At 48.5% G+C, this 15,281-nt stretch carries 14 protein-coding genes and 1 pseudogene; 5 read left to right on the top strand and 10 right to left on the bottom strand.

Annotated elements, in window-relative coordinates; genetic code table 11:
- Positions 1-173: 173 nt before the first annotated feature.
- Positions 174-869 carry an aquaporin Z gene (gene aqpZ / locus ACN28Q_RS23080; RefSeq protein WP_095848475.1) on the bottom strand — a complete coding sequence of 232 codons (696 nt, stop codon included), beginning with the start codon at positions 867-869 and terminating at the stop codon, positions 174-176.
- A gap of 405 nt (positions 870-1,274) precedes the next feature.
- Here aqpZ and ACN28Q_RS23075 point away from each other — a divergent pair, with 405 nt between their 5' ends.
- The 3 genes and pseudogenes from ACN28Q_RS23075 to ACN28Q_RS23065 all read left to right on the top strand — a co-directional run bounded on the left by ACN28Q_RS23075 (position 1,275) and on the right by ACN28Q_RS23065 (position 3,709).
- Complete coding sequence (locus ACN28Q_RS23075; RefSeq protein WP_095848474.1) at positions 1,275-1,544, top strand: hypothetical protein; 270 nt, start codon at positions 1,275-1,277, stop codon at positions 1,542-1,544.
- A gap of 138 nt (positions 1,545-1,682) precedes the next feature.
- Positions 1,683-1,751: a DUF1493 family protein gene (locus ACN28Q_RS23070; RefSeq protein ID WP_121526049.1), complete on the top strand. Its 69-nt coding sequence runs from the start codon at positions 1,683-1,685 to the stop codon at positions 1,749-1,751.
- Between the two features lie 871 nt (positions 1,752-2,622).
- Positions 2,623-3,709: pseudogene (locus ACN28Q_RS23065) on the top strand (IS3 family transposase).
- A gap of 438 nt (positions 3,710-4,147) precedes the next feature.
- Here the strand turns inward: ACN28Q_RS23065 and ACN28Q_RS23060 are convergent.
- The 6 genes from ACN28Q_RS23060 to ftnA form a co-directional block, all read right to left on the bottom strand.
- Positions 4,148-5,869 carry an AIPR family protein gene (locus ACN28Q_RS23060; RefSeq protein WP_095848473.1) on the bottom strand — a complete coding sequence of 574 codons (1,722 nt, stop codon included), beginning with the start codon at positions 5,867-5,869 and terminating at the stop codon, positions 4,148-4,150.
- Positions 5,870-5,961: 92 nt separating this feature from the next.
- Positions 5,962-6,249, bottom strand: a complete 288-nt coding sequence (locus ACN28Q_RS23055; RefSeq protein ID WP_095848472.1) for a replication initiation protein — start codon at positions 6,247-6,249, stop codon at positions 5,962-5,964.
- Positions 6,250-7,626: 1,377 nt separating this feature from the next.
- Positions 7,627-7,968 carry a YebY family protein gene (locus ACN28Q_RS23050; RefSeq protein WP_095848471.1) on the bottom strand — a complete coding sequence of 114 codons (342 nt, stop codon included), beginning with the start codon at positions 7,966-7,968 and terminating at the stop codon, positions 7,627-7,629.
- Positions 7,969-8,039: 71 nt separating this feature from the next.
- Positions 8,040-8,921, bottom strand: coding sequence for a copper homeostasis membrane protein CopD (gene copD, locus ACN28Q_RS23045; protein WP_095848470.1), 882 nt, complete (start codon positions 8,919-8,921; stop codon positions 8,040-8,042).
- Positions 8,922-8,924: 3 nt separating this feature from the next.
- Positions 8,925-9,308, bottom strand: a complete 384-nt coding sequence (gene copC / locus ACN28Q_RS23040) for a copper homeostasis periplasmic binding protein CopC (protein ID WP_095848469.1) — start codon at positions 9,306-9,308, stop codon at positions 8,925-8,927.
- A gap of 374 nt (positions 9,309-9,682) precedes the next feature.
- Complete coding sequence (gene ftnA, locus ACN28Q_RS23035) at positions 9,683-10,201, bottom strand: non-heme ferritin (RefSeq protein ID WP_095848468.1); 519 nt, start codon at positions 10,199-10,201, stop codon at positions 9,683-9,685.
- Positions 10,202-10,606: 405 nt separating this feature from the next.
- Here ftnA and ACN28Q_RS23030 point away from each other — a divergent pair, with 405 nt between their 5' ends.
- Positions 10,607-10,837 carry a DNA polymerase III subunit theta gene (locus ACN28Q_RS23030; protein ID WP_095848467.1) on the top strand — a complete coding sequence of 77 codons (231 nt, stop codon included), beginning with the start codon at positions 10,607-10,609 and terminating at the stop codon, positions 10,835-10,837.
- Positions 10,838-10,874: 37 nt separating this feature from the next.
- Here ACN28Q_RS23030 and pip read toward each other — a convergent pair whose 3' ends face one another.
- Together pip and ACN28Q_RS23020 are read right to left on the bottom strand one after the other, a co-directional pair.
- Entirely contained in the window at positions 10,875-11,828 is a 954-nt protein-coding gene (pip, locus tag ACN28Q_RS23025; protein WP_095848466.1) for a prolyl aminopeptidase, read from the bottom strand.
- Complete coding sequence (locus tag ACN28Q_RS23020) at positions 11,816-12,088, bottom strand: hypothetical protein (RefSeq protein WP_121525669.1); 273 nt, start codon at positions 12,086-12,088, stop codon at positions 11,816-11,818. Before ACN28Q_RS23020 ends, pip begins: the two co-directional genes overlap by 13 nt.
- 361 nt (positions 12,089-12,449) lie before the next feature.
- Between ACN28Q_RS23020 and exoX the strand changes: the two genes are divergently transcribed.
- A complete protein-coding gene (gene exoX / locus ACN28Q_RS23015) occupies positions 12,450-13,118 on the top strand; it encodes an exodeoxyribonuclease X (RefSeq protein WP_095848464.1) in 669 nt (222 codons plus the stop codon).
- A 60-nt stretch (positions 13,119-13,178) separates the two neighbouring features.
- Here the strand turns inward: exoX and ACN28Q_RS23010 are convergent, their stop codons facing one another.
- Positions 13,179-15,212, bottom strand: coding sequence for a S9 family peptidase (locus ACN28Q_RS23010; RefSeq protein WP_095848463.1), 2,034 nt, complete (start codon positions 15,210-15,212; stop codon positions 13,179-13,181).
- Between the last annotated feature and the right edge of the window lie 69 nt (positions 15,213-15,281).

The following is a 15,281-nucleotide window of genomic DNA, read 5'->3' as shown; positions in this document are numbered from 1 at the left end:
TGAACTTTTGCAGTTGCCAGACCGCAAGATGTTTTAACAAATCAAAAGGGGTTTTAATAACTGGCTTAAAGCTGAAAGCTTTCCGGAACCCCCAGCCTAGCTGGGGGTTTTCCATAGACAACAAAAACCCCGCCTGTTGGCGGGGTGAATCATAGGTTTAATGTGAGCAAGGTTTAGTCTTTACGCTGCAAAAGAAAGCGATAAATCAGCCCACCGACAACGCCCCCAACCAGCGGCACCAGCCAGAATACCCAGAGTTGCTGTAAGGCCCATGTTCCCTGATAAACCGCCACGGCGGTGCTGCGGGCTGGGTTTACCGATGTGTTAGTGACCGGAATGCTAATCAAGTGAATAAGGGTCAGCGCCAGACCAATGGCAATGGGCGCGAACCCCGCCGGAGCGCGTTTATCTGTCGCACCATGAATCACGATCAGGAAAAATGCCGTCAGAACCAGCTCGATGATAACGGCAGACTGCAGTGAGTATCCACCAGGAGAGTGCTCGCCAAAGCCATTTGATGCAAAACCACTGGCCGTTACATCAAAGCCAGATTTACCGCTGGCAATCAGATACAGAACGCCACCAGCAGCAATACCACCAATCACCTGCGCAATGATGTAGGGTATAACATCCTTGAAAGATATCCGCCCACCGGCCCATAATCCCAGAGTCACTGCTGGGTTGAAATGGCCGCCAGAGATATGCCCCACGGCAAAAGCCATTGTCAGAACTGTCAGACCAAACGCAAGCGCAACCCCCGCAAACCCAATCCCCAGTTGTGGGAAGGCTGCGGCTAACACCGCGCTCCCACAACCACCAAACACCAGCCAGAAAGTGCCGAAGAATTCAGCAGCGGTTTTTCTAAACATTTCATACTTCCTTCTGTTCGTTAACGATTAACGACGCTCATATGTCGCGAGCTTATGATAACCAACGAAACTATGAAAGAAACTAATTTTATGTATTTATAACAATAAGAAAGACACTATTTTTGTATGGATATAATAACGTTGCGCAGTAAATTCAGATAAGAGCGAGCAGGTATTATCAGGTTGGAAACCTAGTGCAACGCCCAACACGCGACAGATGCCAAAAGAGCCACGCGTTAGCGCCGGCGCATAAAATTCAGGGTTGAAATCATTTGTGATAATGATTATCATTTTCACGGCTTGGTCTCTGACCAGCCTGACCCAGTATTCAGCGCGTTACTGCCCCATTGTTTACCGCCGATTTCGGGCAACAAACTCATTTTCCCTTTAGGGACCATAGACAACATGCGTAAACAGATTATACGATACGTCGCCAGATACACCCTGCTCTACAGCGAGAGGCGGCCAGCATTGCCATGGGATTCGATTCGCGACATCTTAATTCAGGCACAATGCGGCATTATCGAAAATAATCTGTTCCTTAAAGGCTGGAAAATCACCCTTTACCACCATAGAGATTCCGCCTATCCCTATTTCATCGCCAAGCATAAATACCGGGGAAGCCTTAGGATAGATTATATTGACTATCAGCAAGAGCTTGCGCTTATCAAATGAAGACGTTTGCCTATTAGATGAGTTTTATGTTTTAAAATCAATAAATAGTGCCGAATACGATGCCTTGATAGTTAAGGAAAAGTTATTTAATCAAAAGTTATACAACTTCGGTGCCTGACATACCTTGTCAACGCTTTAATGTTGATCCCGCTGACGGTTAGAATGCTAATAGATTCTGCCGAAGCCAGCTGCTGGTTGTACGATTAGAGCATCTAATATCGAGCACTAATAGCCCTAGACACACCTGTACTATAAGCGTATGGCTATCCACGACGCTCCTGATTTTCGTAAATGTGATGTAAGATGGAAATATTAATATTTGTAGTTCTTTATTATCATTTTCTATCTGATACCAGCAAACACTATCGATTAGTTTTTGACAAATCATGTGCTAATGCATAGTGATAATAAAAAGGAATGAACAAGTTCGATTTTGTTATCCTTATGATCAGGCCTACGGCCTGTGCTATAGATTTCCTGCTGTTCTTAATGGTTATACAAAAATAAAACCATAGCCAGTAAGATAATAAATCGTATGGCCTCTCACCATTGCAAGTAGCCCCAGAAAAATTTCAGCTAACAAACTAAGACTATCGTAAAATTCCCGGATCGCTCTAGGTAGCCTCAAGATACGAATGTTAGAAATTCCGTCAATATCTGCCTAATGATGGCAGCTTTCAATCGTCTCTTATCCCTACTTATGTGAATATTTCACTATGCACTAAATGGCTTTTCATAATACGGCTACACCTTGTGGAAAGCTTGTGCACAAGGCGTTAGGCTTGCTCACCATCAAGCGCCCGCCAGATAAGGCTTAACAGTCGAGTACAGTGATTGGTAATGTGGTTACTTCACATCCATCCAGTGATTTACTATTTTGAAAAGTTATTTAAACTCATGGATGGTAAAGATAGTGATAGATTCGACTAAGGTCATTAATTGGTTATGCGGAAACAATGATGTCTGATTATGACAGTTTTGGGAGACACACCTGAGATTAATCAGACAGGTAATCCCCCCGAAAAACCGGTGTGTTCATAAGTAGAATTTTCTCGTAACCTGAACCGGGGAGATCTCTATGAAAAAATCACGTTTCACTGACAGCCAGATCATGTCCATCCTGAAGCAAGCCGAGGCAGGAACGCCGGTGGCCGAACTGTGCCGCGAGCATGGCATGAGCAACGCCAGTTTCTATAAGTGGCGTTCACGCTTTGGCGGGATGGATGCTTCCATGATGACCCGCCTCAAAGAACTGGAAGAGGAAAACCGTCCCTCAAAAAAATGTATGCTGAAGAGCGTCTCAAGGCCGAAATTATTCAGGAAGCCATGGCAAAAAAGTGGTGAAGCCATCGCGTCGAAAGCAGATGGCGCAAGAAGCCGTCAGGAGCCGAAACGTCAGCGTGCGTTTTGCCTGCCGGCTGTTTGTTGTCAGCGAAAGTTGCTATCGCTACCAGCCGCAACGAAATGAAGAAAATGACGTCATCGCCGACTGGCTGCTCCGTATCACTGACAGTCAGCGTAACTGGGGATTTGGCCTGTGTTTTCTGTATCTGCGTAACGTAAAAGGTTTCCAGTTTAACCATAAAAGGGTGTACCGGATTTATTGCGGGTTGTCGCTTAACATGCGGATCAAGCCGAAAAAACGACTGAAACGGGATAAACCTGAGCCACTGGTGGTGCCTGAAAGTGGCAACGAATGCTGGTCGATGGATTTCATGCATGATCAGCTATCGGATGGACGTTCTGTTCGTTTACTGAATGTTATCGATGACTTTAATCGGGAAGCGCTGGCGATTGAGGTGGATTTTTCCCTGCCAGCGAGTCGGGTGGTCAGAACACTGGAGCAGCTCATTGAATGGAAGGGAAAACCAGCAGCTATCCGGTGCGATAACGGGCCAGAATATACAGGCAGGATACTGATGTCATGGGCGGCCCGACAGAATATAACCCTGCGTTTTATTCAGCCCGGTAACCCTCAGCAGAACGCTTATATTGAGCGATATAATCGTACAGTACGCTATGACTGGCTAGGGCAGTACCTGTTTTCCTCGCTGGATGAATTGCAGGACTATGCCACACGCTGGCAATGGTTTTATAATCACGAGCGTCCGAATATGGCATTGAATGGCTACACGCCGATGCAGCATATTCAACGCATGACCTGATTCTACTTATCACCTCCGTTAAAAATGGGAGGATTACCGACAGACCGCTCCAAGCGAAAAGCGGACTACTTTGAAAAATTAAGATTTTAGACAAGGGCTGTGTTTAAACGCCGGTGTTAAGTGGCGAGATTATCTCGTTCACCAATGTGGGCCGGTAATAGATGTCTATTCCCTCTCATCTCTGAGGATTAAACGGTATTTATTCCGGCTCGTGCGTCATGAACAACAACAGAGGAATATAATTGCCTGGTAAATTGTTTGATTTTGAATCTTGCGGGCTTCGCGCACCGCGCCGAATTAGTTTCATGAAGCAAACAGGCTGTATAAAGGCTTAATTAAAGAGAAGTACAGCACGTCTGTGTGTGATTATGGCAAGTAAAAGCCCTCTGCCAGAGAGGGCTGCTACTTGATATAGGTTGTTTAGTCTAAAGGTGAGACTTAGAGAACCATGACCTCTTTAACTTTACTTTGATTTTCGAAAAAACGAGGCATGTGACTAGTAGCGTAATGTTCGTCTATGTGTGCCTTGATTTTCTTGAAAGTCTCGTTTATATATGGCTTTAGGTCGGGGATATCATCAACAGGAACAACTGCGTTCCTCTCGATTAAACTCCGATATTTATTCATAACTAAAGAGATGAAAATGTATTTCCCATGAATAACTATCTTTTCATCGCGCTTCGTTTTTCTATTTTTTTCCATGTAATTAAGAGCTTCATTCGCAGATCGAAAAAAATTAACTGTATTGATTAGCATCACACAATGAACACTAGGATTAAAAACAGCCTTATATACTGGACTGGTTATAGACTCAAAAAACCTTCCTCGATTTGATTTCAATAAGGCCATATATCGAGGTGAATTTAAGTTACAAACTAATGATGAAAGTGCATCTTCTATTGTTATAACATTAACGCCAGGAGACTTATTTGAATCTTGCTCGCTTCTCTTTATTTCGTAAACGTAGGGTTCCTCAAAAGAAAATGATCTTTTCAACTCTATTTGGAATGGGTCCTTTGAAATAAAGTCTCTAGCTGTAACTTTATTCTGACTATTGTTGGCTATGGTTATTGACAGCGCGACATCTAATCCGCCGCCATCTTGGCTGCCATAGTCTTCAACTTTGATAAAACGGCATGGCAATTTAACTTCAGCCAGTTGATCCATGGTAACTTCACCAGATAGATAGGCTTTCCCAATTGTACTAATGGTTTGAGCACCGTTAATAACATTAACATTAACTAGGTCAAAACCACCGTTTTCTCTTCTCGTTTTACCATTCCTCATTTTCGGAGTGATAGTGTTAACTAGTATAGTGACTCCATTATTAAAGTAGTAGAACATCTCAGGGTTATCAATAAGTGTTTTTTTTATTCCTTGGTTGACATCAGATACTTCGCCTAACCCACCTCGAATATTATCTTCTAAAAGAAGATCACCATAGTCTTCCCACCAACTAGCGACCTGATCACCAGTAATCAGCCCATGAACAGCTTTCAATGGCTCCTCTGTCACCCCATACTGGAAAATCTCGACATCATTTATATTGATATTTCCAAGTGATCTTCTGCTCAAGTAATCTTTTATTTTGCTTAAAGATAGTGTCTGTATTTCTATGTAATCACCATCAAGGTCAAAATTGAATTCTTTCTTTCTTTGTTCAATTTGCCTTTTAACATCTTCTGATAACTCATCTCTACCGCTATAAGCAAAAACAAAAAAATACTTGTAGGAGTTGTCATAAGCAACTTCTAGCGATTCTGAAAATCTATTAAATCTATCGTTGAAAAGGTTATATTCTTCCATCAATACATCTCTGCATGATGTTAAATAATCCGCCATATCTTGCCTAGATATTGAACCATTCCCAGACTGATCGAATTTTGACTGGACTATTGTTACTTGTTTCTTATCATGATTTACATAAACAGCATCTATACATCTATCATCGCTGCCATCGCATACCGATTCTGAACAAACAACCTCACTTAACTCTGGGTTAAAAATATTTACAGCTAGCGCGGCTATTGCTCTAGAAACCTTGACTATCTCTTTTGATTCTTCGCTTCCACCAACATTATCCATGTTAATGTATTCACCATACCTTGATAGTAATCTTTTCTTTATTCCAGAAATGGTTATTTCTCTTACGCCAGCCATGATTTTATATCCTCTTTCGTCGAAAGTAAGTTGCTCTACTTATTCCTGTATCTATCTGTGATTTATTTAATGAAGGCCTAGCACCTTTTTACCTATTCCACCACTGATAGATTCATTTCCCATAAATTAAGATTTTGATTTTTGCATATTAGCCTAAAATAATCCACATCAGCATCTAATTTTTCACATAGTGCGTTCTTTACGGAGGTGTACGGCTTCCTTTTTGCGCCTCGCGGTGCGGATGATTTTTTTGAGCGCATAGCGCAGATGCGCTCATCCGTTTTCGGGGTTTTGATAATCGGCGTAGGCGCGGGCGGGTTACAGTCACTCCAGTCTATAACAGTACCCGCACGGTCGACATCAAATCCCTGCCAAAACATGGAGTGAGAATGTTTGAACGCTTTCTACATTGACGAAAGAATTTTACGATTTAATCATTACAGACGTCTGCGTCAGAACGGCATTTGTAAATATTGTTTACAGCACAACGCCAGATAATTACCTATAAAGCAAGCTACTAAGCAACATCCGCTTCTGGCACGCAGCGGACAAAAAACAAGGTCGTCAGGTCCGCTGTGAGCGAGAAGCGGCCATTCGTTATTGTTACCCCCTGATTCCGAATATGACAAGCCGTTGTAGCAACGTCCACTTTTGGTACTAAGCTGACATGCCGATCTTACTGCCCCCAAAACAAAGATGTGAAATCAATCATAAGTTAATACACCACGAATAATGCAATATAAGTGACACAATTAGCTTCACGACTGCACTGATGATTACAATTAGACTGCAAGCCAATCCAACCATTTGAACTATATCACCTGACAATTCTACACAATTAATCACAAAGAGTACAAATAAGAAAAACAGTAAAAAAATCATTCAAAGAAAACTTTTTATCATAAAAGACAAAATAGTAATTTTAGGTGATAATTAATGCGATAATTTGTATATCAGTTTCACTTACCTTGCTAATTTAAAATATACATCGCATCCTAATCTCTATTTTCTGAATATTATTTTTAATAGGAATTAACAAAAAACAGCGCTGTGTCATATTCAATAATTAGCTTGATAGCATTTCCTATAGTGGCGTCATGTATTTCATTCCCTCCCCTGGCTCTGGAACTGAAAGCCGTAGCCTCCGGCCTGGCACCGTGACAGATCGCCGCCGTCTGGCCAACACGACAGACTTTATGATCAGCGCTGGCATCAGGAAAACAGCCCGAACGGCGCTCAGCATCCCGATAGGATCACGAAAAAATCTGTCACCGCACGAAAAGCGCCGGGATCGCGTTCCAGAATAGCCTACCGACATTCCACGGGATCCGTGGTTATCAGGACGACTGTATGAAAAGGAGGAAGGAAAGGAGTTTGCACGGAAACTATTGGGGCATAAATCAGAGAAGATGACTGACAAGTATCTCGATACGTGGAAAAAAGAGTACGTGATACTGTAAAAGACTGAATATCAAAATTCGAGTTAATTCCAAAAAAACAATTAAAATCAAAAAATAAAAAAAAGACCGAATACGATTCCTATATTCGGTCTAGGGAAATGGCTCTTGGGAGAGAGCCGTGCGCTAAAAGTTGGCATTTAATGCAGGGCTTATTCAGCCATGCACTTTAAGCGTAGCCCAAGCCGCTATTTTTGCCAGCGTGGCGCACGGTGCGTGATAGTTTACCGTAGAAATCAAACACCTGGTTTTCACCGGCAACGGCGGCCCCCAGCCATAACCCTTTCTTTCCGAAAAAGATCAGTGGGCGCACAGCTGCTGCGCACGCTCACGGAACGCTTCTGTACTCATCTTGTGGCCAGGGTTGTTGGCATCATCGAGCAGGATCACATCCAGCGGCTGGGCACGTTGCTGGCCTGCTTTTACCTGGGCCTGGGCGATATCATTTAGCGGATATTGCATCAGCGTGCTGTTGTTCAGCACAAACAGCGCGCCATCTTTCCGGCACTGCAGCGTCACCTCTTCCCGAGTAAATGCCCACTGTTTGCCGTATTCCAGCTTAGTCACATTGACTAGCCCACCGGCCGCCAACGCGGCGTTGGTCGCTGCCAGCAACGCGAAACCGAGTAATGCTCGTTTCATTTTATGACCCTAATTTGATTTACTATTTCGTTGATTTTCCCGTAATCCACGGTAGCGGGCAAGGCGTAATGTCACCGCGGTGAATAGGTGGCAAACACACTGACCAGCATCAGCGCCACAGCCCCCAATGCCACTTCCGCCCAGCAACCCCATACCAACCCACGCAACGCCAGCGCGGGGTCGCGCTTCATTAACGGCACCAGGGCATAGCGGTTGCCTGCGGCAATCGCAACCATCCCCGCCACGGCTGCCGCCTTAAATAGCAGCAGGCGCTGGTAGGTTGAATCCGGGTTCAGCGGCCAATGGCCGGTGATCAACAGCCCGTTGACGATACCGGTGAGGATAACCAACGCCACGGCCAAATGGCCCCAGCGGGAAAAACGGATCAACACATGGATAGCGTCATAACGCCAAAGCGGCTGATGCAGATAACGCAGGCACAACAGCAGCGGCAGCAAACAGCCGAACCAGTAGCCCGCTGCCAACAGGTGCAGCGCATGGTTAATACGGTGTGCTGCACCCAGCACGCCATCATGCATCACCGCATGGCCGATAAATGCCAGGCTCACCAGCAGCAGAACGGCAAGCAACGCACCGATCTGCGCACCGCGAACAGGCGGCAACAACAACGCCAAGAGGGATAACGCCGCCAGCCCAAGGTGCCAGCACCAAACCTTGCCGAAAGAGGTCGAGAGCACTGCCAGCCAAACGCTCGGTTGCCAGACATCCATCCAGCCATCGCCCATCAGGCCCGCCTGGATAGCCAACATACAGGCGGCGGAAAGCGCTCCAGCCCAGACAGAAGCCACCAGCAACGGGCGCACATCAGGGGTAAGCCGTTGCGAAAAGCGCTGCGGCGCTAATATGGCGGTGAATATACTGGTGCCAAACATCAGCATCACCGCCGCAAAGTGCACAAAGCGACACAGGACGAACAGAGCCGCCAAACCCATCGGTTATTTTACAGTAAAGCTGTATTGGCCTTTGGTTTTATGGCCATCAACCGAGACAACGTGCCAGGAAACGTGGTAGTTGCCGGCGGTGAGCTGCTCATCAATCGGCACGCTCACCTGGGTTTTACTCTCACCCAGTTTCAATTTGCCGGTTTTTACTGCGGCATTATCGGCACGGGTGATGTTAATGCCGCTGAAGTTGGGCTCAATCCCTTCAGAAAACTGCAGTTCCAGCTCGCCTGGCGCTGCGCTGACAGTGGCATCGGCAGCCGGAGTCGCAGCTTTAAGATGCGCATGCGCCAATACCTGCTGGGAAAATAAGCCAGCGAGTAAAACAACCAGCGCGGGAAACAAACGAGAAGATGAACGGAGTTTAGCGATCACAATGGTGTTATCCCTTTAATCAAATGAAGGCAACAAGGGGTAAAGCCAGATGGCAGACGAAGGCCTTAACCCACCGCAATAATTGCGCCACGAGTAAAGGAAGGTGTTGACGGGTTCACTAAGTTGACCAATACCATCCCTGTAGCGTATCGGGCCAAATCATAACGGTGATAATGGGGCGAGTCGAGCACATCACTGGCATCAACGCCGCAGACCGCATTTCTCGCTGCATAACCACAATAAAACCAGGGAAATAATCCTATCCCCTTAAACATTGCAAGAGGCAGGAAGCGCGCCGCTCAACGCGCACCAACAAAAAACGCACCCCGAATGGGGTGCGTTTCAACAGAAGGCTGTGCTGCCCATACTTCAGGCGATCACACTTGGCCGTTGCTGCTCGCGCCGGCCGCACCCATCTGTTTGAGATCCTTGTCAACGAAGAACAGCGCTTTACCGCTGGTGCCCACCAGCGCCAGTTTATCCAGCACGGATTTGAACAGTTTTTCTTCTTCATGCTGCTCGGCAACGTACCATTGCAGGAAGTTGAAGGTGGAATAATCGTGGGTGGTCATTGCAACATGCGCCAGCTCATTGATCTGGCGGGTAATCAGCTGTTCATGCTCATAGGTTTGCTTGAATACGTCTTCCAGCGAAGCAAACTCAACCGGCGGCGCGGCAATGCTGCCCAACAACGGCAGAGCCCCGGTATCGCTCAGGTAATCGAACAGGCGCTGCATATGCTGCATTTCTTCCTGAGAATGGGTTTTCAGAAATGCGGCTGCCCCTTCAAACCCTTTGTCGCTGCACCAGGCGCTCATCTGCAGGTACAGATTGGCTGAATAGAACTCCAGATTGAGTTGCTCATTCAGTTTTTTTACCATTTCTTGCGTTAACATAATTATTCCTATTTTAATTTTCGGCAGGCAGAAAACTTAATTTCGGCACATTATGCACTGTAAAAAACAAAATAAAAACACCTTATTCACAAGGTTAATCATTAAAAATAAAATCAAAATAATTCAATGAGATAAAAATAAATTTCCACCACAAATTAACGCTTATAATAATTATTATCACTTATTTAAAAAATAAGATAATAATGATTCCCATTTCAATAAATAAACAAATTTCATTGCCTGTTTTGGTATGGGCGGCAATTTACAGCGCTATACCCTTCATACGTCGAGCCGCAGGTGCAGGCATTCGAAACGGCTATTGCGCGATAACGTGGTACTTGCCAAGCGGATTCGGCTGGATTACCTTTCAGCGCTGATGGTGGCATTAGCGGTAAGGAGAACAGAATGGGTTACAACCTGGCGGAACTGTCTAAAGAAGAGATGGACAAGGTCAACGTTGATTTAGCGGCTTCAGGTGTGGCGTTCAAAGAGCGCTATAACATGCCGGTGATCCCGGAAATGGTTGAACGGGAACAGCCCGAACACCTGCGGGATTACTTTCGTGAGCGCGTGGCCCACTACCGGGCGCAGTCGCACAAATTCTCACAGTTGCCCTACGAACCAAAAACTAAATAAGCTAAGCCTGCCCACCAAGGCAGGCTATGGCGGCGTGCTACTTGCCGGCAAAACGATCGGTCGCTAACATCAGTTGGTGCAGAATCCCGGGCTCATCAAAGGAGTGCCCGGCCCCTTCCACGATTTTTAGCTCCGCTTCAGGCCAGGCCTGCGCCAGATCCCAGGCGTTTTGTAACTGGCAAGCCATATCATAGCGGCCATGGATGATCACCGCCGGGATATGGCGAATGCGGGGAACGTTGCGCAGCAGTTGATCGTCCGTTTCCAGAAATCCCAGATGGGTAAAGTAGTGGTTCTCAATGCGCGCAAACGCCAGCGCAAAATCGTCCTCGCTGAACGAATCAGACTCGGCGCTTGGCAACAGCGTCACCGTCTCCCCTTCCCATACGCTCCACAGTTTCGCCGCTTCCAGTTGCACCTGCAGATCCGGCGAGGTCAGCCGCCGCCGGTAAGCGGCGATCACGTCTTTGCGTTCGTCGTCAGACAGGATCGAAAGCACGCGCGCCCATTTGTCCGGGAAGAAGCGCGAAGCGCCATCCTGGTAATACCAGCTTAATTCCTGCTTGCGCAGCGTAAAGATGCCGCGCAACACCATTTCACTCACGCGCTGCGGATGGGTTTGCGCATAGGCCAGCGCCAGCGTAGAGCCCCAGGATCCACCAAAAACCAGCCACTGTTCAACGCCCGCCATCTCACGCAAGCGTTCAATGTCGGCCACCAGGTGCCAGGTGGTGTTATTCTCCAGGCTGGCGTGCGGCCGGGAACGCCCACAACCACGCTGATCGAACAGCAGAACCTTGTAATGCTCGGGGTCAAACAGCTGGCGGTGACGCGGGGAAATGCCCCCCCCCGGCCCGCCGTGGATAAATACCGCCGGCTTGCCGTTGGGGTTACCACTCAGTTCCCAGTAAATGCGATGACCATCCCCGGTATCAAGCCAACCGCTGTCGTATGCGGCTAACGGTGGATACAAACCTCTTAATTGTTCCATGGCGCTTCCATCTCTGTGTGGCTCATGCCTTCATCAAAGCCCATGCAACGGAGCAGGTCAATGATAAAACCGGGAAATCTGCATATCTGCCGGCCGGTTAGCGTCTGTTTGCTTAAAATGAACGCAATGGCTGTCGCTCGCCTGGCAGATGAATCGCCCACCGGCTGTTTATTGCGCCAACCCGTGCTTTTGCCATAGCGCCAAAAAAAATTATCGGGTTTAACAGTGCATTGGGTTTTTTTGATCATTCCTGCTTGCATCCGGCCCCCTTTAGGGGGTTAATAGATAAGCAATCTACCCACCATAGGTAATAGAGAGGCCAAAATGAGTAAGGGAATGGATAGCAAGAAAAATGCGAAGAAAAAGCCGTTGAAGACCCAGGCAGAAAAACGCGCGGACAAGCGTGCGAAGAAAGCACATCCTGCCGGTGAATGATTAAGTAAACGTTCTTCTATTCGTAGTTAAGCCCGCCTCGGCGGGTTTTTTGTTGCCTGAAATCCCCTGCGGCTAACGCCGATCATCGTCGCCGCTGCCGATGTAACGCTCGCCGGGCAATCTGCCGGGCATTGGCATGGGTATGCCCAGCTGTTAAGCTCGCCTTTCGGACACCCTGGAGTACATATGGCGTTACGCGTAATAGATACCGAAACCTGCGGGCTAAGCGGGGGCATTGTCGAAGTGGCGTCTGTCGATATCATCGATGGGCAACTGACCAACCCCATGAGCGATCTGGTTAGCCCAGACCGGCCAATCAGCATTGAAGCGATGGCAATCCACCACATTACCGAACAGATGGTGGCCGGCAAACCGCGCATTGCGGTAGCCATTGGCCGCTATCAGGGCAGTGAATACTATGTGGCGCACAACGCCGCTTTCGATCGCGGCGTGCTGCCGGAAATGAACGGCCAGTGGATCTGCACCATGAAGCTGGCCAGGAATCTATACCCGGACATCAAATACAGTAACCAATATCTGCGCTACGCGCTGAACCTGAATGTGCAACTGCCGCAAGACGCCACGCTTTACCCGCACCGCGCCCTGTATGATTGCTACGTGACCGCTGCGCTGCTGCAGCGCATTATGCAAGATTCCGGCTGGTCGCCGGCGCAGATGTCGCAGATAACGGCCCAGCCTACCTTGCTGAAAAAATTCAAATTCGGCAAATACCGTGGGCATGATATTGAGCGCGTCGCGCAAGAGGATCCGGGGTATCTGCGCTGGATGCTGAAATCGATTAGCGATCTCAGCCCAGACATGCAATACACCCTGAAATACTACCTGATTGGATAACAGCGGCGGCAGTGTCTCACACCGCCGCCCCCATCACATTCGGCCTGGCATTGATGCGCCCTATTCCGCCAGCGCCAGGATAAACGCATATTCCAGCGCAATATCCTCATACGCTTTAAAACGCCCCGACTTGCCGCCGTGCCCCGCATCCATATCGGTGTATAGCAGCAATTGGTGATCGTCCGTTTTCAGCTCGCGCAGCTTCGCCACCCACTTTGCCGGCTCCCAATATTGCACCTGCGAATCATGCAAACCGGTGGTCACCAGCAGGTGCGGATACGCCTGAGCCTGCACCTGATCGTATGGGCTATATTGTTTGATGTAGTCGTAATAGGCCTTATCTTGCGGGTTGCCCCACTCGTCGTACTCACCGGTGGTGAGCGGAATGCTCTCATCCAGCATGGTGGTTACCACATCAACAAACGGCACCTGCGCCACCACACCGTGGAACAGCTGCGGCGCCTGGTTAATCACGGCGCCCATCAACAAGCCGCCAGCGCTGCCGCCCATGGCGAATACACGCCGGGCGTCACCGTATCCCTGCGTCACCAAAGCCTGGGTCACATCAATAAAGTCGTTGAAGGTATTCATCTTGTTGAACAGCTTGCCGTCTTCGTACCACTGCTGGCCCAGTTCACCACCGCCGCGAATATGCGCCAGGGCAAAAACAAACCCGCGATCCAGCAAGCTCAGGCGGCTGGCGCTGAATGCCGGATCCATACTGCTGCCGTAAGAGCCGTAGCCGTAAACCAATAACGGATTGGCCTGTTTGGCAAAAAGATCGGCCCGGTAAACCAGAGAAACCGGCACCTCAACGCCATCGCGCGCCTTCACCCACACCCGCTCGCTGCGGTAGTTTTCCGGGGTGAAGTTGTTCACCTGCTGCTGTTTGAGCAAGCGGCGTTCGCCGCTATCCATATTCAGCTCATACAGGGTCGTCGGCGTGGTCATAGAGGAATAGCCATAACGCAGCAGCGCCGTTTCAGGCTCCGGGTTATAGGCTAGCCACGTCACATAGGTGGGATCGTCAAAGGCTATGCGCTTTTCTTCCCCGCTTTGCCAGTGGATCTGGCGCAACTGCGTCAGGCCAGCCTGGCGCTCTTCCACCACCAGCCAATCACGGAACAGGTTGAAGCCCTCCAGCATCACATCGCTTCGCGGGGCGATCAGCGTTTGCCACTGGGTCTCATCCGCCTGCTCGCTCTGATACAGGCCAAAATTCTTACCGTCCTTGTTCGAGCGGATGTAGAAGCGCCCACGATAGTGATCCAGCGCGTATTCGTGATCTTTGCGGCGCGGCAGGAACATTTGCGGTGCGCTGTTGGCGTCATCGGCATCTAGCAGCAGAATTTCCGAGGTGGTGGTGCTGCTAAGGTGGATCAGAATAAACCGCTCAGAGGTGGTTTTTTCCAGGCTAACGTAGAACGTATCGTCGGTTTCTTCATACACCAGTTGATCCTGGCTAGGATCGGTGCCCACGACGTGGCGATAAACCTGATAAGGCAGCAGCGTCGTCGCATGTTTACGCACGTAGTAGATCGTCGCGGAATCATTCGCCCATTCGCTGCTGCCGGAGGTGTTTTCCAGCACCTCGTCCGCCCACGAAGCATCGTTCAGGTTCTTGAAGCGGATGGCATACTGGCGGCGTGAAAGGAAATCTTCCGCTACCGCCAGTGTGCGGTTGTCCGGGCTGATATCCAGGCCGCCCAGCGTGTAGAACTCATGCCCTTCAGCACGCTGGTTACCGTCAATCAAGGTATCCCACTGCACGCTCTCCACCTCTGGCTGGCGCACGTACAGCGCATATTCATTGCCTGGCTCGTAGCGCGTCTGGTAACGGAAACTGCGCTTTACATAGGGAAAGGAATGCTCCTGCTGCGGAATACGCGCCACCATTTCGCCATACAGCGTTTCCCGCAGCGCCTGCTGCGGCTGTAAAGCGCCTTCGGTAAACGCATTTTCCGCCCGCAGATAATCCAACACCTGCGGGTCCGCGCGGTCATCATCGCGCAGCCAATAGTAATCGTCTACGCGAGTATCACCGTGGGTGGTAATGGGATAAGGGCGCTTCTCTGCCTTCGGGGGTGTCATCATTACGTCATCGTCCGCTTACAAATATTACAGTAAGGGTGACACGACTCTCACTGCTTTAACAAGCGGCGC

It is taken from the genome of Gibbsiella quercinecans, from assembly GCF_002291425.1.
In the GTDB taxonomy this organism is placed as follows: Bacteria; Pseudomonadota; Gammaproteobacteria; order Enterobacterales; family Enterobacteriaceae; genus Gibbsiella; species Gibbsiella quercinecans.
Note: the sequence above shows the minus strand (reverse complement) of the source record. Positions and strands in the feature narration are given on the sequence as shown.